Source organism: Citrobacter sp. A316 (assembly GCF_002042945.1).
Taxonomy (GTDB): Bacteria; Pseudomonadota; Gammaproteobacteria; order Enterobacterales; family Enterobacteriaceae; genus Citrobacter; species Citrobacter portucalensis.
The window spans coordinates 89,624-112,729 of record NZ_MVFZ01000017.1; the positions used below are offsets into that span (position 1 = coordinate 89,624).

The 23,106-nt window shown below is 48.4% G+C and carries 16 protein-coding genes; 6 read left to right on the top strand and 10 right to left on the bottom strand.

Annotated elements, in window-relative coordinates; all coding sequences use genetic code 11:
• Positions 1–109: 109 nt before the first annotated feature.
• Complete coding sequence (iolD, locus tag BZK41_RS19610) at positions 110–2,035, bottom strand: 3D-(3,5/4)-trihydroxycyclohexane-1,2-dione acylhydrolase (decyclizing) (protein WP_079939245.1); 1,926 nt, start codon at positions 2,033–2,035, stop codon at positions 110–112.
• Between the two features lie 11 nt (positions 2,036–2,046).
• A complete protein-coding gene (locus tag BZK41_RS19615) occupies positions 2,047–3,552 on the bottom strand; it encodes a CoA-acylating methylmalonate-semialdehyde dehydrogenase (RefSeq protein ID WP_079939246.1) in 1,506 nt (501 codons plus the stop codon).
• A 293-nt stretch (positions 3,553–3,845) separates the two neighbouring features.
• On the opposite strand from BZK41_RS19615, the gene BZK41_RS19620 reads away from it, so the two are divergent.
• The 4 genes from BZK41_RS19620 to BZK41_RS19635 all read left to right on the top strand — a co-directional run bounded on the left by BZK41_RS19620 (position 3,846) and on the right by BZK41_RS19635 (position 10,092).
• Positions 3,846–4,700 carry a MurR/RpiR family transcriptional regulator gene (locus BZK41_RS19620; RefSeq protein ID WP_070804362.1) on the top strand — a complete coding sequence of 285 codons (855 nt, stop codon included), beginning with the start codon at positions 3,846–3,848 and terminating at the stop codon, positions 4,698–4,700.
• Between the two features lie 245 nt (positions 4,701–4,945).
• Positions 4,946–5,512 carry a Slp family lipoprotein gene (locus tag BZK41_RS19625; protein WP_079939247.1) on the top strand — a complete coding sequence of 189 codons (567 nt, stop codon included), beginning with the start codon at positions 4,946–4,948 and terminating at the stop codon, positions 5,510–5,512.
• A gap of 280 nt (positions 5,513–5,792) precedes the next feature.
• The gene (locus tag BZK41_RS19630; RefSeq protein WP_079939248.1) at positions 5,793–6,947 is read left to right on the top strand and encodes an efflux RND transporter periplasmic adaptor subunit; all 1,155 of its coding nucleotides are present in this window, start codon (positions 5,793–5,795) and stop codon (positions 6,945–6,947) included.
• 28 nt (positions 6,948–6,975) lie between these two features.
• Complete coding sequence (locus tag BZK41_RS19635) at positions 6,976–10,092, top strand: efflux RND transporter permease subunit (RefSeq protein ID WP_079939249.1); 3,117 nt, start codon at positions 6,976–6,978, stop codon at positions 10,090–10,092.
• A gap of 206 nt (positions 10,093–10,298) precedes the next feature.
• On the opposite strand, the gene BZK41_RS19640 is transcribed toward BZK41_RS19635, so the two are convergent.
• The gene (locus BZK41_RS19640; protein WP_079939250.1) at positions 10,299–10,646 is read right to left on the bottom strand and encodes an HdeA/HdeB family chaperone; all 348 of its coding nucleotides are present in this window, start codon (positions 10,644–10,646) and stop codon (positions 10,299–10,301) included.
• Positions 10,646–11,242, bottom strand: coding sequence for a DUF308 domain-containing protein (locus BZK41_RS19645; RefSeq protein WP_079939251.1), 597 nt, complete (start codon positions 11,240–11,242; stop codon positions 10,646–10,648). The genes BZK41_RS19640 and BZK41_RS19645 overlap by 1 nt, the downstream gene beginning before the upstream one ends.
• 281 nt (positions 11,243–11,523) lie before the next feature.
• Between BZK41_RS19645 and BZK41_RS19650 the strand changes: the two genes are divergently transcribed.
• Complete coding sequence (locus BZK41_RS19650) at positions 11,524–12,156, top strand: YfdX family protein (RefSeq protein ID WP_079939252.1); 633 nt, start codon at positions 11,524–11,526, stop codon at positions 12,154–12,156.
• A gap of 75 nt (positions 12,157–12,231) precedes the next feature.
• Here the strand turns inward: BZK41_RS19650 and BZK41_RS19655 are convergent, their stop codons facing one another.
• Both BZK41_RS19655 and evgA read right to left on the bottom strand, forming a co-directional pair.
• Entirely contained in the window at positions 12,232–15,474 is a 3,243-nt protein-coding gene (locus tag BZK41_RS19655; RefSeq protein WP_079939253.1) for a transporter substrate-binding domain-containing protein, read from the bottom strand.
• 4 nt (positions 15,475–15,478) lie between these two features.
• Positions 15,479–16,093, bottom strand: a complete 615-nt coding sequence (evgA, locus tag BZK41_RS19660) for an acid-sensing system DNA-binding response regulator EvgA (RefSeq protein ID WP_079939254.1) — start codon at positions 16,091–16,093, stop codon at positions 15,479–15,481.
• Between the two features lie 757 nt (positions 16,094–16,850).
• Between evgA and BZK41_RS19665 the strand changes: the two genes are divergently transcribed.
• Positions 16,851–17,990, top strand: a complete 1,140-nt coding sequence (locus tag BZK41_RS19665; protein WP_139762631.1) for a hypothetical protein — start codon at positions 16,851–16,853, stop codon at positions 17,988–17,990.
• A 288-nt stretch (positions 17,991–18,278) separates the two neighbouring features.
• Here the strand turns inward: BZK41_RS19665 and BZK41_RS19670 are convergent, their stop codons facing one another.
• The 4 genes from BZK41_RS19670 to BZK41_RS19685 form a co-directional block, all read right to left on the bottom strand.
• Complete coding sequence (locus BZK41_RS19670; protein WP_172313241.1) at positions 18,279–19,454, bottom strand: ROK family transcriptional regulator; 1,176 nt, start codon at positions 19,452–19,454, stop codon at positions 18,279–18,281.
• A gap of 239 nt (positions 19,455–19,693) precedes the next feature.
• Positions 19,694–20,722, bottom strand: coding sequence for an N-acetylglucosamine-6-phosphate deacetylase (locus BZK41_RS19675; protein ID WP_079939257.1), 1,029 nt, complete (start codon positions 20,720–20,722; stop codon positions 19,694–19,696).
• A gap of 10 nt (positions 20,723–20,732) precedes the next feature.
• Positions 20,733–21,473: a glucosamine-6-phosphate deaminase gene (locus BZK41_RS19680; protein ID WP_079939258.1), complete on the bottom strand. Its 741-nt coding sequence runs from the start codon at positions 21,471–21,473 to the stop codon at positions 20,733–20,735.
• A 43-nt stretch (positions 21,474–21,516) separates the two neighbouring features.
• Positions 21,517–22,854 carry an MFS transporter gene (locus BZK41_RS19685; protein WP_079939259.1) on the bottom strand — a complete coding sequence of 446 codons (1,338 nt, stop codon included), beginning with the start codon at positions 22,852–22,854 and terminating at the stop codon, positions 21,517–21,519.
• Between the last annotated feature and the right edge of the window lie 252 nt (positions 22,855–23,106).

The window sequence follows — 23,106 nt, forward strand, 5'->3', positions numbered from 1 at the left end:
AATTTCGTTGTCGCAGGTTGCCGGATGACGGCGCTAACGCCTTATCCGGCCTGGGGGTAGAATCCGCTGTAGGCCAGATAAGCGCAGCGCCATCCGGCATTAATCGCTTTTAGTACTGACGTGCGTTTTTCACCTGCTCAAACGTCTGCTCAGCCGCTTTTCGCACCGACGGAGATTCTGCCACCTGCGCATCGCCAGTGCGCCACCAGGCGGCATAGTCGTGGGTCATGGTTTTCGGCAGGACTTTGATATCCAGCAGCACAGGCCCCGAATGCGCACGGGAGGCTTCCAGCGCCGTCAGCAGGCTTTGCTCGTCATGTACACGCCATGCCCGGCAGCCGTAGCTTTCCGCGTTTTTGGCAAAATCAACCTTCACCAGCGGCCCATCCAACCGTCCGGTTTGCGGGTTACGGTGACGGTTTTCCGTACCGAAACTCCCCATCCCATGCCCCATCTGCAGGTTGTTAATACATCCGAAGCTGGCGTTATCAAACAGCAGGATAGTGACTTTTATCCCCTCCTGAACGGCGGTTTGTAGTTCGGAATGCAGCATCATGTACGAGCCATCCCCCACCATGGCATATACCGGCTGCTGCGGCTTCGCCAGCCTGGCCCCAATAGCAGCCGCAATCTCATAGCCCATACAGGAGTAACCGTATTCCAGGTGATAGCTGTCCGGGGTTTTGACCTGCCAGATACGCTGTAAATCGCCAGGCAGCGATCCGGCGGCCCCCACGACGATAGCGTTATCTTCAATGTGCTGATTGATAAGTCCCAGCACCTTCGTCTGGGTCAGCCGGGTGTTTAGCGCGTCGCCATATTCCACCAACTGAGCGTCAAGATGCCCAGCCACTTCAGGTTCGTCGTCGGGACGCCAGTCGCGATCCCATAAACGTTGGCACTCATCGCGCCAGGCCTCTTGCGCCTGCGTGACCTCCTTCCCCCAATCGCTGCGGTAGTCTTTCAGCGTTTCAGTTAATGCCGTAAGCCCGCTACGGGCGTCGGCGATAAGCGCGGTGGCATCAAGCTTCAGTGCGTCAAACTCCGCCACGTTCAGCAGCAGGAACTCAACCTCCGGATGAGAAAACAGCGTTTTCGAACCGGTGGTAAAGTCGGTGAGGCGCGTACCGATGCCGATCACCAGATCGGCTTGCGGCGCGAGCTGATTGGCGGCCATCCCGCCAGTTACCCCAATGCCTCCGAGGTTAAGTGGGTGGTCACTAACCAGTGCCCCCTTTCCAGCCTGAGTTTCGGCAAACGGCAGTTGCAGCGTTTCAACAAACGTACGAAATGCCTCATGCGCGCCGGAGTAGCGTACCCCGCCGCCGCATACCACCAGCGGGCGGCGTTTGCGGGCAATCAGTGCCCGCGCCATCGCCAGACGCTGCGGGTCGGGCGGTCGACGTTCAATCAGATGAACGCGGCGCGCAAAGAAACTCTGCGGATAGTCCCAGGCTTCTCCCTGCACATCCTGGGGCAGGCAGATGGTTACTGCGCCAGTGTCTGCGGGGTCAGTAAGCGTTCGCATCGCGTTTAGCATCGCGCTCATTAACTGCTCCGGGCGGTTAATCCGATCCCAGTAACGCGAGACCGGGCGGAAGCAGTCGTTGGTGCTGATGCCAAGGTCATGGTATTGCTCAATTTGCTGCAATACCGGGTCCGGCTGACGGCTGGCGTAGACATCGCCAGGCAACAGCAACAGCGGAATACGGTTCGCCGTCGCGGTTGCCGCGGCGGTCACCATGTTTGCCGCTCCCGGCCCAACCGATGACGTCACGGCAAAAATACGCTGGCGCCGATGCTGTTTGGCGAATCCGGTCGCCATGTGCGCAATTCCCTGCTCATTACATCCCTGCATCACCTGCAAATGACCGGGTGCCTGCTCCAGCGCCTGGCCAATGCCAAGCACGTTACCGTGACCAAAGATGGTGGCGACGCCCTCGACAAAGGGCGTTTCCTCGCCATCGACACAGACATATTGTTGATTAAGGAATTTGACCAGCGCCTGAGCCATGGTCATACGTTCGGTTTGCATAAACCCTCCTGTCAGCCCAGCGTTGGCATGGAGAACGCGGCCCCTGTGTCCTGCAGCATCTCCGGCCAGCGTGCGGTGACGGTTTTCATCCGGGTGTAGAAGCGCACGCCATCGTTGCCATGAACGTTAAGCGCACCAAAAATGGACCGCTTCCAGCCGCCAAAACTGTGGAACGCCATCGGCACCGGAATAGGCACGTTTACGCCCACCATGCCCGCCTGCACTTCTTCACAGAAGCGACGCGCACAGCCGCCGTCACGCGTGAAAATTGCCGTGCCATTACCATATTCATGACGGTTAATCAGTTCCACCGCGCTGCTGTAATCTGCTACGCGCACCACAGAAAGCACCGGCCCAAAAATCTCCTCTTTATAAATGGTCATTTCCGGCGTGACGTTATCAAACAGGGTCGGCCCGACAAAATACCCCTGCTCATGGCCTTTAACGCTAAAACGCCGACCATCCACGCGCAGGCTGGCCCCCTGCGATTCCCCACTGTCGATATAACCGAGCACTTTATTACGGTGTACCGAGGAGATAAGCGGTCCCATTTCGTTTTCCGGTGTCTGATCAAGCCCCGGCCCGACACGCAGCGCCGCAATCTGTTTTTCCAGTCGCGAGCACAGCTCATCTGCCGTTTTGTCCCCTACCGCCAACACCACCGAAAGCGCCATGCAGCGTTCACCCGCCGCGCCGTAAGCGGCCCCCATAATGGCGTTGGTTGCCATATCCATGTCGGCATCCGGCATTAAAATGCAGTGATTTTTAGCGCCACCTAACGCCTGGCAACGCTTACCGTGGGCTGACGCTGTCTGATAAATGTATTCCGCAATCGGCGTAGAACCGACAAAGCTCACGGCCTGCACGCGCGGGTCAGTTAACAGCACGTCAACGGACTCTTTGTCCCCCTGCACGACGTTGAACACACCGTCCGGCAATCCGGCTTCTTGCAGCAGTTTGGCCAGTGCAAGGGCGAGAGAAGGGTCTTTTTCTGAGGGTTTCAGCACGAAGGTATTCCCGGTTGCTAGCGCAATGGGGAACATCCACATCGGTACCATTGCCGGAAAGTTAAACGGCGTGATCCCGACGCAAACCCCGAGCGGTTGCATCAGCGAATGGCTATCGACGCCGGTACCTACGTTGGCTGAGTGTTCGCCCTTTTGTAGATGTGGGATGCCGCAGGCAAACTCCACCACTTCCAGGCCGCGGGTCAGCTCACCAACTGCGTCAGAGAACACCTTGCCATGCTCCTCGCTGATGATGCGAGCCAGCCTCTCCATGTTTTCTTCCAACAGCGCCTTAAAGCGGAACATCACTCGCGCTCGTTTTAACGGAGATTGGCGCGCCCACCCGGGGAATGCGTCGTGTGCTGCCGCAATGGCCTGCTCGGTTTCCTGTGTCGTACTCATCACCACCTGGCGGATCTGCTCGCCGGTGGCCGGGTTGAAGATTGCCTGAACGCGCTGGCCTGAACCGGTGACACATTCGCCGTGGATAAAATTCGCTACTGTCTCCATCCTTAACCTCTCGCTGTTGATACGTGACTGTTACCTGAACACTGTTATCTGTGTACTATATATGAAACAAACATTCCATTTTAAGTTGAAATAAAATAAATAATGATTAATGTGATCAAGGATGGGTTTTTATGTTAACAAGCGGAATCGCATGATTAGCGTGCACTGGCAGAACGTTTCAGCGAACGACAAGCCTGAAGTTTTTGTTTCGTTTTTACAGCCAGATGAATGAGTGACATTTCAAAGACGCGGTTTTGCGTTTAGAATCATAAAACTATGTACCAGGAGGTAAAATGACAACAGCAACCAGCCTGAACGAGCTGCAGCAGCAAATCCGCGATCGCTACGATAGCCTGAGTAAGAGGCTGCAGCAGGTGTCCCGCTATGTGCTGGATAATACCAATAGCGTGGCTTTTGATACGGTTGCCGTCATTGCTGAACGTGCCGGAGTGCCACCTTCAACGCTGATCCGCTTCGCTAATGCCTTTGACTTCACCGGCTTCAACGAAATGAAACAGCTGTTTCGTATGAACCTGGTGGAGGAAACCGCCAGCTACAGCGACCGCGCGCGCATGTTCCGTGAGATGGAAAGCGAAGCCGTACCGGAAACCCCGCTCGATATCCTGCAGGAGTTCGCCCGTTCGAATACTCAGGCGCTCCAGCAGCTGGCAGCCCGTGCCGAACCTGAAATGCTGGAACGCGCCGTACAATTACTGGCAGAAGCCGACACTATCTACATCGCCGGGCTGCGTCGTTCTTTTAGCGTAGCCACCTATCTCACCTACGCCCTGAGCCATCTTGAATGTCGCCCTATTTTGCTCGACGGAATGGGCGGAATGCTGCGCGAGCAGATCAATCGCATCAAAGCGCGCGATATCGTGGTGTCGATAAGCTTCTCACCTTACGCGGAAGAAACGGTGATGGTCAGCGAAACTGCGGCTAATGCAGGCGCACGCCAGATCGTAATTACCGACAGCCAGATAAGCCCGCTGGCCACGTTCAGCGATCTCTGCTTTGTGGTGAAAGAGGCGCAGGTCGACGCGTTTCGCTCCCAGTCTGCGACGCTATGCCTGGTGCAGTCGTTAGTGGTGGCGCTGGCCTACCGTCTGGGGGACGGGAGTAATGAACGCGGTCATTCTGTCGGGTGATGAGCGCCGCGAAAATTGATGATCCGCTTTATTACATTCCCGCCAGCGTGACATGAAAGCGTGATCTCTGTTGTTACTTTTATGGTCGTTGAAAATATCGCCCTCATTCAGCGACCAGCTAAAATACAATCCGTTATTACCATAAGCTACAATTATATTAATATTAGATAATCAACAATGCGGGTGCTGACAATAATACGCAAAGGTTTACTATAGGCCTGTCTTTTTTTAAGCAGGAAAGTAAAATGAAAAATACAAAAGGGTTGATGATTATTGCCCTTGCTTTCACCCTGGCGTCATGTGCCTCCATTCCTGAGAATATCAAAGGTAATAATCAACCTGATATCCAAAAAAACTTTATCTCCGTGCATAACCAGCCCGGTTTATATACCGGTCAGCAGGCCCGCTTTGGCGGTAAAGTCATCAATGTGATTAACACCAAAAAAGATACGTTACTGGAAATCGCCGTTCTGCCACTGAACAGCTATGCTAAACCACAAATAGACGCGAGCTATCAGGGGCGTATTCTTGCCCAGCAGAAAGGTTTCCTCGACCCGGTAAACTACAGAAATCACTTCGTTACTATTTTAGGGACAATTCAGGGGGATGAGCCGGGATTCATCAACAAAGTCCCGTACAACTTTGTTAAAGTTGATTTACAAGGTATCCAGGTTTGGCATTTAACTGAATCTGTCAACACCACCTATAACATGTGGGATTATGGCTATGGCGCGTTCTGGCCTGAGCCGATGTGGGGAGCACCTTACTACGCTAATACAGTCACTCAGGTAACTCCGGAGCTAGTGAAATAATCCCAGAGGTAAGATGGCGCGACTATATTCCGGAGTCAGGTGTTGGCAAACACCCCTTCTCATCAACCCGCGTTTATCTTATTGCGCCATCCTGCTTCATGAGATCCTTCGCTTAACATGCATTCTTCCTGTTACATATAATTTTTAACCGCTAATGCTTTAGCGAAGAAATGGGCTTTACCCTTCTCATGCCTGACCATCTTTTGTTATTTACCGACAACTCCCCCACCCTGCATGCAATAAAAGAACATTTGTGTTTACACATTATTCAGGGATTACTATGAACAGAAAATGCTTACTGTTGATACCATTATTCTTTAGTAGCGTCATCATCACCGCCTGCGATAATAAACCTGCAGTAAAAACCGCCATGGAGCCCGAGGTTGGCGTTGTTACCTTAGCGCCCTCCTCAGTAAATATTAAAAGTGAACTTCCGGGTCGCGCGCTTGCGTTCGAGATCGCCGAAATACGCCCTCAGGTTGGTGGGATCATCATAAAACGCAACTTTATTGAAGGTGATAAAGTCAGCAAAGGAGAGTCACTGTATCAAATTGATCCAGCCCCGCTTCAGGCACGACTGGACTCAGCCAAAGGTGCGTTGGCAAAGGCACAGGCTACCGCCAATAATGTTCGTCTGACACTCAATCGGCAGGCAGCATTAATAAAATCTAATTACGTCAGCCGCCAGGACTATGACACGACGCGTTCACAGCTTAATGAAGCGCAAGCCAATGTTGCCGTCGCTAAAGCGGATCTTGAACAAGCCACCATCAATCTTCGATACGCCAATGTGACCTCGCCCATTGACGGCATCAGCGGTAAATCTTCCGTGACCGTGGGTGCCCTGGTTACTGCCAATCAGGAAAACGCGCTGGTCACCGTTCAGCGGTTAGATCCGATCTATGTTGATTTAACGCAGTCAGTACAGGACTTCTTACGCCTGAAAGAAGAGAAGGCCAACGGCAAAATTGCCCAGCAACAAGGCAAAATTCCGGTTGAGCTGATGCTGGAAAACGGCAAACCCTATCGCCATACCGGTACGCTTGAGTTTTCCGATCCCGCTGTTGATGAAACCACCGGTTCAGTAACCCTGCGCGCTGTATTTCCCAATCCTGAAGGTGAAATTTTACCCGGCATGTATGTCACGGCGTTGCTGGACGAAGGTAGCCAGCAGAACGTTTTGATGGTTCCCCAGCAAGGAATTACGCATAACGAGCAAGGAAAAGCCACCGCGCTGATCCTTGACCAGGAAAACGTAGTGCAACTGCGTGAAATAAACGCAGTGAAAGCCGTTGGTAATCAATGGTTAGTGACCGCGGGATTACATCCTGGCGATCGGGTCATTGTGTCCGGATTACAAAGAATTCGTCCGGGAATCAAAGCCCGGGTCCTCCCTTCAAAACTGAACGCACCTGACACGGTAGCTGAACAGTAATATTTCAGGCATTAAGGACTCTTTCTTCATGGCCAACTTTTTTATTGAGCGCCCGGTTTTCGCCTGGGTGCTCGCCATTATCATGATGTTTACGGGCGGTATCGCGATAATGAACCTGCCTGTCGCCCAATATCCACAAATTGCACCCCCAACCATTACCATCAGCGCTGCCTACCCAGGGGCTGACGCGAAGACCGTTGAAGACTCCGTCACCCAGGTGATTGAACAGAATATGAATGGTCTTGATGGCCTGATGTATATGTCATCCACCAGCGATGCGGCAGGTAATGCCTCGATTATCCTTACCTTCAAAACGGGTACGTCACCCGATATTGCGCAGGTTCAGGTACAGAATAAACTGCAGCTGGCGATGCCTTCCTTGCCACAGGAAGTACAACAGCAAGGGATCAGCGTTGATAAATCCAGCAGCAATATCTTAATGGTCGCCGGTTTTATCTCTGATAATAACAGTCTGAGCCAATATGATATTGCCGACTATGTGGCCTCGAACATTAAAGATCCGCTAAGCCGCACTGCCGGGGTGGGGAGCGTGCAGTTATTCGGTTCGCAATACGCCATGCGCATCTGGTTGGATCCGCAAAAGCTCGACAAGTATAACCTCACTCCCGAGGACGTTATCACCCAGCTTAAAGTACAGAATAATCAGATATCCGGCGGGCAGTTGGGGGGCATGCCTCAGTCAGCCGATCAGCAGTTAAATGCGTCGATAATCGTCCAGACGCGTCTGCAAACGACCGATGAATTTGGCAAGATCTTCCTTAAAGTTCAGCAAGATGGTTCTCAGGTTCTGCTGCGCGATGTCGCACGCATTGAGCTGGGGGCGGAAAATTATGCAACGGTTGCACGTTACAACGGCAAACCCGCCGCCGGGATTGCGATTAAACTTGCCGCTGGTGCCAATGCCCTGGCAACATCCCAGGCGGTCAAACAAGAGCTGAACAGATTATCGGCCTGGTTTCCGGCCAGTATGAAAACCGTTTATCCCTATGACACCACGCCGTTTATCGAGATTTCGATTCAGGGTGTTTTTCATACTTTGATCGAGGCAATCATTCTGGTATTCCTCGTCATGTACCTGTTTTTGCAAAGTTTTCGTGCGACGCTTATTCCCACTATCGCCGTTCCGGTGGTTATCCTCGGCACCTTTGCAATACTCGACGTCGCCGGTTTTTCGATTAATACGCTCACGATGTTTGGCATGGTGCTGGCGATAGGGTTGTTAGTCGATGATGCCATCGTGGTGGTTGAGAACGTAGAACGTATTATTGCTGAAGAGCACCTGTCTCCAAAAGCGGCAACGCATAAAGCAATGGGCCAGCTCCAGAGGGCGCTGGTTGGTATTGCCGTCGTGTTATCCGCCGTATTTATGCCGATGGCGTTTATGAGCGGGGCAACGGGTGAAATTTTCCGTCAGTTTTCCATCACCTTAATCTCCTCCATGCTGCTGTCGGTATTTGTGGCAATGAGCCTGACGCCTGCACTTTGCGCCATGCTGTTAAAATCTCACGAGGGAGAAAAGGCAAACACACATTTTCTGTTTACCCGTTTCAATCACTTCATGGAGAAATGCACTCAGCACTACACGGACAGCACCCGTACACTGCTACGTCGCACAGGCCGTTATATGGTCGTCTATTTAGTCATTGGTGCAGGCATGATCGTGCTGTTTTCACGCACTCCGACCTCCTTTCTGCCTGAAGAAGATCAGGGGGTATTCATGACCACGGCACAATTGCCTTCGGGTTCAACGATGGTGAACACCAGCAAAGTGCTCGGGGAAATAACGGACTACTACCTGACGAAAGAACAGAAAAACGTTGCTTCTGTTTTCACCGTCGGCGGATTTGGTTTCAGCGGTCAGGGACAAAACAACGGTCTGGCGTTTATCAGCCTGAAGCCCTGGTCAGAACGCGTTGGCGAAGAAAACTCGGTTACCGCCATTATTCGACGGGCAATGATGGCCTTAAGCACCATCAATAATGCCGTCGTTTATCCGTTCAATTTACCCGCGGTCGCGGAATTGGGTACCGCATCAGGGTTTGATATGGAGCTGCTGGATAACGGCAATCTTGGGCATGAAAAAATGATGCAGGCCAGAAACCAGCTTCTGGCGCTAGCCAACCAGTCATCCGGTGAGGTTGACGGGGTGCGTCCGAACGGCCTGGAAGATACACCGATGTTCCGCATTCACGTCAACGCCAGGAAGGCTGAAGCTATGGGCGTCGCATTATCGGATATTAATCAGACCATCTCCACCGCGTTTGGTAGTCGCTATGTCAATGATTTCCTGAACCAGGGGCGCGTAAAAAAAGTGTATGTCCAGGCCGATACGCCGTTTCGTATGTTGCCGGACAATATCAATCACTGGTACGTACGTAATGCCTCCGGCGCAATGACGCCGCTTTCCGCCTACTCATCCACCGAGTGGACTTACGGTTCTCCTCGCCTTGAACGCTACAACGGTCAACCAGCAATGGAAATTCTGGGCCAGCCGGTCGAAGGGAAAAGCAGCGGCGATGCGATGAAATTTATGGCATCGCTGATTAACAAACTGCCCGCGGGCGTCGGTTATGCCTGGACCGGTCTGTCTTATCAGGAAGCATTGTCCACAAACCAGGCGCCAATGCTGTACGGCATTTCGCTGATCGTCGTGTTTCTGGCACTGGCGGCACTGTATGAAAGCTGGTCAATACCATTCTCGGTGATGCTGGTTGTGCCAATCGGGGTGGTCGGCGCTCTGCTGGCCACCGATCTGCGCGGCCTGAGCAATGATGTTTATTTCCAGGTCGGCCTGCTCACCACGATGGGGCTGTCGGCTAAAAACGCTATTTTGATCGTCGAGTTTGCCGTCGAGATTATGCAGAAAGAGGGGAAAACACCGCTTGAAGCCGCAGTGGAAGCCGCGCAAATGCGCTTACGCCCTATTCTGATGACCTCACTGGCCTTCATCCTGGGGGTTATTCCGCTGGCAATAAGCAACGGTGCAGGTTCAGGTGCGCAAAATGCCGTCGGTACGGGGGTTATCGGTGGGATGCTGGCTGCGACGGTACTGGCAATCTATTTTGTTCCAGTGTTCTTTGTACTCGTTGAAAATATGTTAGCGCGATTTAAAGCTCGACGCTGATCCCCTGCCCTATCCCTGGGTTTAGATTATTAAATCCCAGGGATGGGGCTTCGTTTGTCAGGTCTACGGTTATTAGCGGGCACGGCTATCCAGAGAATTTCTCGTGGATAGCAGGGTCAACATTATGCGGATTTTTTGTAGGGAACGGCTGGGGTAGGTACAGAGGTTGTCAGTTCTAACGAATGCCAGGCTATCAAAACGGTTAATCAATAGTGCAGACCGAAACCTTTCAGATTTACAGCCAGTTCACCCAGTTTTGTATTCGGATGCTGATGACACATTTTAACCATTTTCGGTACAGCTTCCGTTTCCACCTCATGCAGGGGAACATAATCATCGCCTTTAAAGTCCGAATTTTTATTAACAATCACAAAGGCAATTGCCGTCTTGTATTGCTGACTCATATCAACGAATTCTTTACAGGTCATATCTTGCGGCGCAGCTTCCGTTGCCTGAGTAGCAAAAACACGGGTCATTGGCACCATAACAGAGGTCACAAGAATAGCTGCAGAAACCATCATCTTAATATTCACTATGTGCTCCAGAGGTAGCATTAATTTTTATCGGCGAACTTATCAGTTTTTACCAGCGTCGCATTTCTACGTAGACTGATAAAAGCTAAAGAACTAAAGATCATCTCGACACCAATAAAGATTGAGGTGAATACATACGATCTGTCGGGATCCATATTCAGCCACACACCGGCAATAAGCAGGTCAAAAATACCAATAAAAATGTTCCATCCATAACCCGGACTACGGAACAGTTTGACCCCAGATGCGATACGAAAAATACCACCCAGAATAAACAGGCAGCAAAATACCATTGCCAATGAATTCATGCCTATCACAGGATTCACGAGGAAACAGTAACCCAGCAGTAACCACGCGATAGCAAAAAAGGCATAGGTAAATTTGGCTTTCAATTGCTTTTTACCTGAGCTAAACAGGCTATAAATAGAATAGAAACCACATACCAGGAACATAAAGCCGGTTGCATAGCTTAAATAAACACCTGCAGCAATCGGATAAATCAAGCAGCAGATGCCACAAATCAACATCAATACCGCCATAATCGTCGCGTGCTTTTTATAATGAACGAGTGTTTTTTCATTAAACGCTCTCAGGCTACGCTGATTAAAAACAAACATACATCCTCCGTTATACATAAACGCAATGTAACCTGTTGACACAAGAATTATTACTCACTCAACATATGTTACTTACAGTGGAATGATAAGACTTCCGCTAAGGAAGCGTATATAAGAACAAGAGAATGTCGCTATGCGTATATTCCTACACATGTCAGACATCTGACACGTGTAGGATTAAACGGTCATTATTCTGTCCTGGCTCTGATTTCGCTCTTTAACATTATTTAATATGCTTATTGCGTTTGGTGACATATACCAAATTTATTCAGGAGAAAGTAATGAAAAAGATTATTCTTGCGGGTGTGCTTGCAACCATGATGGGTTCAGCACCAGTGATGGCTGCTACTGCTACCACAACCACTCCGGCGCAAGCTGCTACCGCAAATGTACAAAAAGAAGCTGCCGATGTTATGCAGGTCGCAGTGCAAGGCGCAAATGCGATGCGTGATATTCAGCTTGCTCGTCTGGCCCTGTTTCATGGACAGCCTGACAGCGCTAAAAAATTAACCGATGACGCTGCTTCCCTGCTGGCAGGCGACAGCAAAGATTGGGCGAAATTTGTAAAAGCTGCGCCTAAAGCCAAGATGATTGACGATCAGTACGTGGTTATTAACGCTACGATCGCGCTGTCAGAAGACTATATTGCTACTCCGGCCAAAGAATCCGCTATCAAAACAGCGAATGGAAAAATGGCAAAAGGCGACTGGAAAGGTGCAGTGGATACCCTGCAACTGGCTGGTATCAGCGTGCTTCAGACCCAATACCTGATGCCCCTGAATCAGACTCGTAAAGCCGTTACCAGCGCGCAAAAACTGCTGTCTACCGGTAAATACTATGAAGCAAACCTTGTGTTAAAAGGTGCAGAAGAAGGCATTGTGATCGATAGCGAGATGATCGGCGCAGGCCAGTAGTACTCAGCACTACGGAGTGTTGAAACCAGGACTTTCTCTCCTGATCGGGCAGCTACGGCTACCCGATCAGGGGGATTAATGGCTAATCAGACTGTCTATCTCAATCTCAATTTCCCGCATAACAGCAATAATCTTCTGCAATGCCTCCTCGCGGACTGCCAGAGGAAGATCGTCATGTCGTCTGGATTCGAAAGGTTCGCACAGGTTTTGTAGCGCAGTGATACCCAGAATTTGCGCCGAGCCATGCAACCGGTGAAGGGCTCGCAAAAACAGCTGAGGTTCATCTTGCAGAACGGCTTTCTCAGCCGCTTGTATATCATTCAGCGTTGCCTCACGAAATGTCTCGAGGATCTCGTTCATTAGTGCGCGATCGCCGCCGGTATTTTCCGTCAACACATTGAATTTCAAATGCCGGATTGTACAAGGAGACAAATAACCGGTTTCGATTTTACTCAATTCATGGGTCAGTGTCTGAATCGACACAGGTTTGAACAGGCACAAATTCATACCATTTTGCAGGCATCGATCGCGTGACTGTGGAAGTGCGCTGGCCGTCAGTCCCCATATTTGTAAATTCGGCTGTTGACGACGTAGCGAAGCCGCGAGATCAAACCCGTCTTTTTTCGGCATGTTTACATCGGTTATCAGCAGATCGTACGATTTCTTCGCCAGTTTGGCTTCTGCTTCTTCCCCATCACACGCTTCATCCACACTGTAGCCAATGGCATTCAACTGTCGCTTGAGCAGCAGGCGATTGGTTGGATTATCGTCTGCTATCAAAATAGACAGACACGGCAGCGGTAACAGAGTACCCGGCGCATCGCCATCCGATACAATCGACTGTCGAGCAGTTTCAACCGGCAGTGTTATGGTAAACGTGGTTCCTTGCAACGGGACGCTCATCAACTCCAGCGTCCCACCCATCAGCATCACCAGTTCTTTACAGATAAATAACCCCAGACCAGAACCGGTTTGTTGACGCCCGCAGCGCCCCTGCGCGTAACGATGAAACAGCCCCGCCTGCTCCTCTTCACTAATACCGCAACCGGTGTCGCTAATGGCAATAGTCAGGGTACCGTGATTCTCCCCGTCAGGCGTCAAGCGGGCCGTCACATGAATACTGCCCTGCTCGGTAAACTTCAACGCATTACCCACCAGGTTGGTGAGAATTTGCCGCAAAGCCTGCTGATCGACAAATACCCGTTCGTTTGCCAGCAACTGGCTGACGCAAGCCAGCGTAATACCTTTCTGTCTGGCTAAAGCATCGAAAGAGTGGCACTGCAATTCAATGAGCTGCGAGAGATCCGTCCATTGAGGAACAACCTGGTATTTACCAGACTCTATCTTATCCACATCCAGAATCTTACCGATCAGCCCAAGCAATGACTGGGCCGTCGCCCCGGTAAGGGCAATCGCCTCTTTTCGCTGTGCCGGGCTGAGTTCTGAACTCGACAGTAATTCCACAAAGCCAACAATCGAACTTACCGGGGTACGTAATTCATGGCTCATACTCGCCAGAAAGCGACTTTTGGCCTTGGTTGCTTCAATCGCTTTATTCTTTTCGTTTTCCAGTTCTTGAGATAATGCTTCTTTGAGATGAAGCTGCTCTTCCAGTAGCCGCTGCGATTGTTTCCTTTTATTTACTTCACGGGAGAGTGAGATCCCCCAGATCAGGCTGATCGCTATCAGCAGCAGGGCGAATACCCCCAGTTGATAGAACTGTTTGCTATATCGACTCCAGAAATCGACCTGCGTATTGGAAATTTTCGACCACCTCTCCGTCATCTGCAAAATTTCACGTGGCGGTATGGCCTGTAGCGCTTTATCCATAACAGACTTCAACATCGGCTCGCGGGGAGAGATTGCAAAACTTACCGAGGCGCCAGGCATATCCGGGAGTCTAAAAAAGTGCATATTTTTCTGGTAGTAATGATCGACCATAAATCTTGCCGACAATTCGGTAGCGATTGCCGCATCAACGCTGCCCTCCTTGACCATGGCCATCGCAACGCTGCCAGTATCAGCATTCACCCAGGTGGCTTGCGGATAACGTTGTTTCAGCTCACTTTCCAGCACATGCCCGGCAGGCAGAGCAATACGTATCGGCTTCTCCAGTAGTGAATCGACGGTTTCCTGGCGCGAAGTGATCATCACAAATTCCACATTCATCAGCGGATCGCTAAAGGCCGAATTGTGCTGATTTTGACTAGTCAGGGTGATCGTGGGATACATATCCCATCGTTCGCCGCTTAATTGTTTTGTCTGCTCACTTTTGGAGCTAGCTAAAACGGGTTCAAAATCAAGCCCTGTTTGTAGATGAATAATATTCAGCAAATCGCCAAGAATACCGCGTAATTCACCGCTGCGATCGACCAGCGTATAGGGCGGGTAATCTGGGTTGATCAAAATGCGGATGACATGCTTTTTCTTCAACCACGCTTTTTCCTGAACGGTGAAAGGTATAGGCGCATTCAGATAGGCAAGATTGCCGCGGTTCAGCCAGTTCTGCATGACCTGCATGTGAATTTCATTACTGATTGACGTAATGAAACCATCAAGAATATTTCTTAATACAGGCTGTTCTTCGTTAACGACAAAATAATTATATTGTTCCTGCTTATCAAAGTAGTGCGTAATAACCAGTGATTGTGAGAAATATCGAGATATACAATGGCTGCTGGTGATATTGTTACCAATATAATATTGGTTATCACCATCCGCTACCGACGCCATGGCCTGATACTCGTCGTCATAAAATGAGACTTTAGCCTCAGGAAAAGCCCCCTGGATAACATCGAGAAAAGGGCAATCCCGCACACACGCGACGCTAACCTGATGGTTGGTGGTCAGCGGCAGCATGGTGTTTTTTAGCGATGTTACAAGCGTCGGCCACGTCGTCAGCAATGCCGAAGTGCGCAGCAAATTTCTGCCAACATCCTGGCGTCGGGACAGTTGGGTTATCAGCGTATCAACATCGTTATTGGCGAGCGCGGCCAGCGCCTCTTGTTCATTATCATACTGCTTTATAATGATTTTTAGATTGAGGTTCTTTTGCATTAACGCAAGGTAATCTGCGTTGACTCCCCGATAATATTCGCCGCTATTTTGATAAACAATGGGGGAGACTTCAGGTAACCAGGTACCAACAACCAAGGTTTTTTTATGCGCTAACCAGTTTGTTTCTTCCCTGTTCAAGCTGATATTTTGTACTGAGGTATTATAGTTACTTTTTAGCTCAACTTGCCGAGCTGAGCTTACACCCGTAGACAATCCGATGGTCAAGATGACCATCAAAAAAATAAAAAAGCGTTCCAGCATTACTCTATCCTATTTTATTTCTCTGCGCATAATCATAAATTTCCATTAATGATGAACAATCTAATTTTTCCATCAACCGGCTTTTATAAGTACTCACCGTTTTATTACTGATATTCATTTTGCTGGCAATTGTGCTGTAATCCATGCCATTAAGGATATAACGCAATACTCTCATTTCCTGATTCGACAACGTATCAAGCTTATCCTGCTCGCTGACGGATGTACCAGTAAAATGCTCAAGGGAAAAGGGAAAATAGCTATAGCCATTTTTTGCTGCTTCGATTGCGGCAAGAATATTATTCATGCCTTCTTTTTTACTCACAAATCCGTTGGCACCGTATTCGGCGCTACGTTTGCCGTAAAAAAATTCATTTTTGGCTGAAATGATAATGATTACACCAGCATAGTGCCGCTTTCTCAGCTGCTCCAACACTTCGATGCCACTGATACCGGGAATATCTACATCGATAATCAACAGCTCGGGCTTAGTTTTTTCAACGGTTTGAACCACTTGATCCCCGCTATCGAGTTCGGTGGTCACTGCGATACCATTAGTATCGAGTAAGTTGCGGATGGCAATGCGTGCCAATGGGTGATCGTCAACGATTATCGCGTTCATTGCGTATAAGAATCCCGATAAATAAAGAGAGGCGATGGCTATAGAGCAGGTGAGTCTTCAATATTATGTTTTATAAACGCAAGACTTTAAGAGGAAAATTCTAGCATAGCTACGCGTATATTTTATTATTTTTTCATAATTCGAATGAATAAATCATAAAAATAACATTTTGATTTACAAAAATTAAACTTTAAACCTTTATAAACATCAAATCATTAACACAATATCCAGGGAATATTCCTACACATGTAGGACAACACTTTCATTTATCATGGTTTATTCTTAATGAGATATTTAATATGATCGCCGCAGTAGGCGTAAACACGCCTACAATAATGGCTACACAGCCGTATATTCTTATATGTTATAAGACTCGCAAAACAAATAAATATTATTTTTCAATAAGTTGCACACATTTGCTTTTGGTGGATTTTGTTTCTGCATAAAATTATTCTACACTTGTCCTTGTACATATATAGCCGATGTAGCGTATTTATGAATTACTCTGTGAATGACTGTGTTAATTAAAAAAATGTGTTTTTCATACTTTCGGGTGATAACAACTTTACTAACCTGAATTTTGGAGAAACTGTAAACACAGCGGGATCGTACACTGGCATAACCTGGCGGGAAGAAAAACCGGCCAACGTTAAAAGCATCACTTTCACATTCTAAGGAGAAAATAGGTTACCAGAACAGCAACTTACGATTCCCTTCTGGTAGTAAGCAAAGCAATTGATTGATGGCGTATAGCAAAATGAATCAAATACGAGAATCATTAAACAATGTTGTATTCCCCGACACAATGCCTGACGCATGGCCTTATCAATCCTGGTGTTCACCTGAAGATATTGATACCGATATTACATGGTACTCATTTACTGAGCTGGATTTGATGATTGAAGCCTGGCTGGGTAAAGACTCACTCATCCCGGTGAGCAAAACCGTATGGGGTTTTGTGAACGAAAATGAACCATTAATCCAGATAGCTATCCGCGAAGATATTGCATATATTGCAATTAATCACAGATTCTATTCATGGGTAATAATTGTTGCGGGAGCATACAACTTAAACATCAGTCTCGATCTTGCCTCCATATTTAAACACACAGCCTTAGCCGATACAGCGCTATGTATTATAGCCAATCGCGTTGACATACATTCAGTAGAGGTATCCCTCAACACCGCTCGCTCTTTTATGAACTTTGTCTTCTTTCATGAATTGGTTCATTTGATGTGTTGCCAACATCAATACATCAAGATGAATGGCAACCAACTTCCGTATATCAGGACCATGGAGTTTATTGCCGACTTTTTAGCGTACGAACATTCACTCATGCCTGTAACTTACGAATATACCGTACAAAAAGACAACTGGGATCTGCAGATGAGTACCGCTCGATGCCTTGGCTTTGTCATCGCATCCTATTTCATCATCAAGACAAAACAGATCAACGATTTAAATCTATACCCATCCATAAATGAAAGAACCATCTTGTTGCTGAGTTATATATTATCGCCCTCTTTAACGCAGAGTGAACGGGAGGGATTACTGCTAAAATATGAAGCCAGAGGAATAATGGATGCTTATATCCGGCGAGGAAAGCTAGGATTTAACATTGGCAATAATGATTCCCTCATCTCGACTGACTATTCTGCGTGCCGTTGTAATTGCAGCAAATGCAGCGCATTCGCCAACGAGATATGTAACAAGGCCAAACCATTGAACAGCGAAGTATTAAACCACATGAGCATTTATACAGAATGCTTCCCTAAAAATAAGGTTTTTTACCCCTTTCCTGTTCCAGAAAAGAAAAACAATAAGCCTTCATATTTTTGCGGTTTAAAACACCCTGTGTTATTTTCTCTGGAAAATTCAATTAAGCGATTGATTTAGAGACTCTGAGCTCGTACGAATCATGCGAAAACTACAAAAACTTATCAGCGCAGAACGTGAGGAGTTCAACCCATACTCCTGCCTGCCTGCAGAATCAATATCGCACATTGCAACGGGCTGCGGTCGGGATGAGATCGCTGATGCACACATCCTGATGAAACAGTATAAATCCGAACTGGTCACCGTTCCTGAGTGGGATGGTGACACAGAGGATGACATCTGGCGCGCTATTCAGCTACTCCGCGCGATTCTTGACCAAATTCAGACTCGTCATAATGAGACGCGTCATCACTGTAACAGCTTTGCGAGCCCCTGTTCGAGTATGGGTATCGCCGCACCGTAGACACCGAGATCGCGGCTGACCTGACTAACGGACAATTGCTGGATCGTCTGCCCAAAGAAGCTGTTTTGCTGCTCAAATCCCGCGCAAAACGCTTGCCAAATACAGGCATTTTTAACGAAAGGGCCAGAAACAATCAGCTTTTTAGGAAAGAATACGCGACAAACGTTTGAAGCTGCTGTTGTTATATGATCAATCGCTTGCCGGACTGCTGGGTTATCTGCCAGATCCTTTGATGCAAGGAGAGTAGCAATGTTCTCTTCATCATCACCCGCCTGAAACTCTTCTCCCAGCACTTCGTGTCCGATTGACCACAGCGCTGCAACCGTTTCCAGGCAACCTTTTTGTCCACAGTGGCAAAGTGCATTTTGTTCTGAGATATGCCAGTGACCGATTTCGCCAAAAGCGTAACCCCCTTCCACAATGTTGTCTGCGGACTGACCAAATGCAAAACCCACACCGTATCCCCAGTGTAATAACAATGTACTTTCATTCTGCTGTAGCAGATGGATCAACAGCTCATTATCCAACGTACGTGAGAGCGTTATCGAGTGGCTTTCTTTTGGAAAAACGGTGCTAATATCCAGATTGTGCATCTTGGGCCAGCGAGAGGTATGGATCCAGCTATTCGTGGTCCGATCAAAAACCCCACCCAGCGAAAAAACAATGCCTGCTATTTCTGCGTCTTCAGGTCGCCTGGCAATGATGTCGTTATAAAGATTACGAAAAATAGCTTCCAGAGCCTTATTGTCGCTATCAGGTGCCGCTTCAGTATGTTCATGCGCAATAATCTGTGCGGCCAGGTTAACCATAAACGTATGCACCGACTGACTAATCACCTGAAAAACAATCGTCACAACTCTGTTGGCATTGACGCCAAGCGTCAGCGACGGTCTCCCTCGCCCAACATGCTCGCTGGGTTCTTCCGTTAGCAAGCGAGCCTCAAGAAGTTCAGCTACATGCTCAGAGATCGTCGTTGAACGAATCTTCATCCGTTTCGTGGCTTCACTTCGGGTTTTAACGTCGCCCTTCAGAACCGCAAGAAACACGCGTTCCTTATCATTGAGCAAGCCACGGGTAATCGGTAAATGGGTAAGAAAGTCTATTGTACGTTTATTATTCATGCTCTTGTTAACACGTTTCGGGTTCAGACCGGGAAGTTTGCCGCATTCCCCCACAGTAACTCTGCAGAGGCGCATGTTGTCATCAGAGCTACCTGACGAAGTATCCAGAAAGGCAACGCATCGATCAACCCTGATTTAACTTTTCATATGAGCAGGAACAAAGAGTTATAACGTTGAGAAATATTATTAGAGAAGGGAAAGACTGTAAGAATGTTACAGGGGCATTGCTGCCCCATTTTTTAATGAAAGCATCTGCTTAAGGTAGCGCCAATGCGGCATTCAATAACGGTATTGTTTTCATCCCAAATGACTCTGCTCTCCAGGTTTGCACACTGGTGGTGCACCATGGCTTTTTGCATAAATTGCATGGGGTGAACGCTCGCCATCGCGATGGCCTCATCAAAGCCGACAAGTTGCCAGATCACAAGATTACGCACCGCCCTGTCCAGCGTCAGGCTAGAACCCGCTAAATTGCTTGCCCCTGGCTGGCGAACCGTGCCGTCTTCAGCGCGTTCGACCATTGTCCCGGCAAAAGGGTACATCCCCGGGCGTTCACAAGCTGCAGCGCTCATCGCATCCGTTACCAGAATTGAACGGGACACCGTTTTTGCCCGTAGCAGGTTTTTGAGCGCAAATGTTGGAATATGTAATCCATCAGCAATAAAACTGGCATGTAACGCATCGCAACTCAATTGCGCCTGTAATGTGTTATCCAGCTTTGCCAGTACCTGAGGTATACCGTTTCCCAGATGCGTGCACAAACTGACACCTGCACTGACCGCTATCTGAAGCTGAGCATGACCAATACTGGAGTGTCCGACTGCAACGCGTTTTCCCCTTGCCGTTAGCCCTCGCACAAATTCCCCTCCTTCATCAAATTCAGGGGCACAGGTGACCAGTAGAATCGGTCTTGAAAGGCCGTGTTCGAGGTCAGCAATGAACTGGAGGTCAGGTGGCGTCATATCTTCCGCAGGGTGACACCCGGCATATCCGTCTGCCGGGTTCAGAAAAGGTCCTTCCAGATGATATCCCGGAACCATTAACGCACCGAGCTCACTGTTAGCAACCGCTTTATCGAGCGCCTGAAAGCGTTTCATCAATACCGCTTTAGATGCTGTGATCAGCGTTGGCAGACAGCAGGTCACGCCGGTTTTTAGCATAGCCTCTAGCGCAGAGTCCAGCATCTCGGCATCAATATTTTCATCATTGAAATCAATGCCGGCAAACCCATTTACCTGTATATCAAACAAACCTGGAGTGACTTTCATCTTTCATCCCTTACCGTTCAGTCATTAGCGATGCGGATTCATTATCCAGAAATATCTGGCATGCAGGATGACGCTGAACAATAGAGGCAGGAACAGTGTTTACCACGGGGCCTTGCAGGGCCTGTTTTACTGCCTGCGCTTTACGGCTGTCAGGGATACTTAGGATCAGCACTTGGGAGCGCATAATCTGCTTTATGCTCATTGAAATAGCCCTGGACGGAACCTCTTCTATACAACTAAACCATTTTTCACCTAACTGTTGCTGGCGGCACGCATCATCCAGTGCAACCTGTAAATAGGGAACAGTAGTAGTAAAATCAGCAGGCGGATCGTTAAATGCCAGATGCCCATTTTCACCAATACCTGCGAAGCAAACATCAATAGCCTGCGTGCCGATCAACCTGTTCAGACGGTCAATCTCAAGATCGATATCTTCAGCAGAACCATTAACGCCGACAAACTGCTTCAGTGTCGGAAATTTTTCAACTACGCGTTCACGAAGATAGCGACGAAAGCTTGCCGGATGATCGTCACTTAAACCAATGTATTCATCCAGATGGAAAATCGTCACTCGGGACCAGTCAATATCCGCCTGGATGAGATTTTCCAGCATTTGAAATTGGCTGGCACCAGTCGCAAGAATAATGGCAATGTGTTCTTTCTGAGCCAATGCTTGTCGCATGGCAAGGATACCTGATTCAGCGGCTTTCTGACCTAAAATATCTTTATTCTCTGCAATAATAATTTTCATCTTTACCTCATTAGTGAATTTTACGCTATTCCCTGAACGTCCATTAATGATGTTCTTTTAATCCCCTCGCCATTTGCACGGCCACTAAAGTCAACAAGCTGCAAAACATGAGATAGCAAATTAGAAGAGTTGGCTCACCATCGCCAAAGGTAATAAGCGCTGCGGCAATAACGGGGGTCGAACCGGCAAAAATAACGCTGTTAAGCTCCCGTGATAAAGCAATACCAGAGTAGCGGTACTGGGTCGGAAAGAGATTCGCAAGGAATGCGCCTTGTGCCCCAGACGTCGCACCATGCCCAATACCGTAAGCAATACACATTCCGATGGTTGCCAGCACGATATTGCCACTATTAAGAAACCAAAATAATGGGAAAGCGAAAGCGCCGAGGAAAATCGCGCCAAAAGAGAAGACCACAGTAGTACCATATTTATCGGCCATTTTTCCCATTATCGGCGTCATAATGGTATTGACCGTCACGGCAATCATCAGCGCCATCAAACCTTCAGATTTCGCCATCCCCAGGGTATTAGTCAGATAACTGATACTAAAAACACTGAGTAAATACCCATTCGCCTGATGCCCTGCCAGGCTTAAGAAGCCGCAAATGAGGTTTTTCGGGCTGTTAACGATCAATGCTTTAATAGGGACAGACTGGGTTTTCTTATTACTTTCAGCTTTTTCCATTGACCTTACATATTCAGGGGTTTCGTCCAGATGTTTACGGATATAAATAGCCACAATAAACAATACAATGGAGAACAAGAATGGAACACGCCACCCCCAGCTCATAAAAGCCTCATCCGGCAATTGAGTTACAAGAAAAAATGCCAGCGATGAAAGAAGAATAGCGACCCCGGTAGAGGCATTAATCAACGAAGTATAAAAACCACGCTGTTTAACCGGTACGTATTCAGCAACAAAGGTTTGCGCCCCCGCAAGCTCCGCACCCGAACCAAATCCCTGCATCAGGCGGATAAGCACCAGAGCAATTGTCGCCCAAATACCAATATGATGATACGTGGGTAACAGTCCCAACGCCAATGTGGCGATACCCATTAATACCACAGCAAAAATCAAGGCCGGTTTACGTCCATAACGATCGCCAATATGGGCAATAATTACCCCGCCTAAAGGACGAGAGACAAAGCCGACCGCAAAGGTTAAAAAAGCGGCCAGCGTGGCAATGGTTGGCGAAAGATTCGGAAAATAGAGTTTATTAATAACCAGTCCAGCAGCAGCTCCATATAACGAATAGTCATACCATTCAATAACGGTTCCCGAAATGCTGGCGAACATAACTTTGCGGATCGTTTTCTTACTGGCACCCTGTTCTTCCGGGACATCCAGTTGGCTTACTCTGTCTAAATTGGCTTCACTCATTGCTCCCCCTAGTTCTCTTTAAGTAATTGTTTTAATACAATAAAAAATCTCATAGACTGGGTAACAAGCGGACATCAACCTCGCACAACCTGACGTTATCACTCTAAAATCTAATTTTGAACATGATCGTTCAAAATTAGATTGTAAATGTGACAGCAGTCATGACATTAGGGTTTAAGAGGTAAAATCGGATACGAAAACGTCTGATTCGGGGGCTGGATGAGAGCAAAAAACAGGCCGTAACAGAATTGG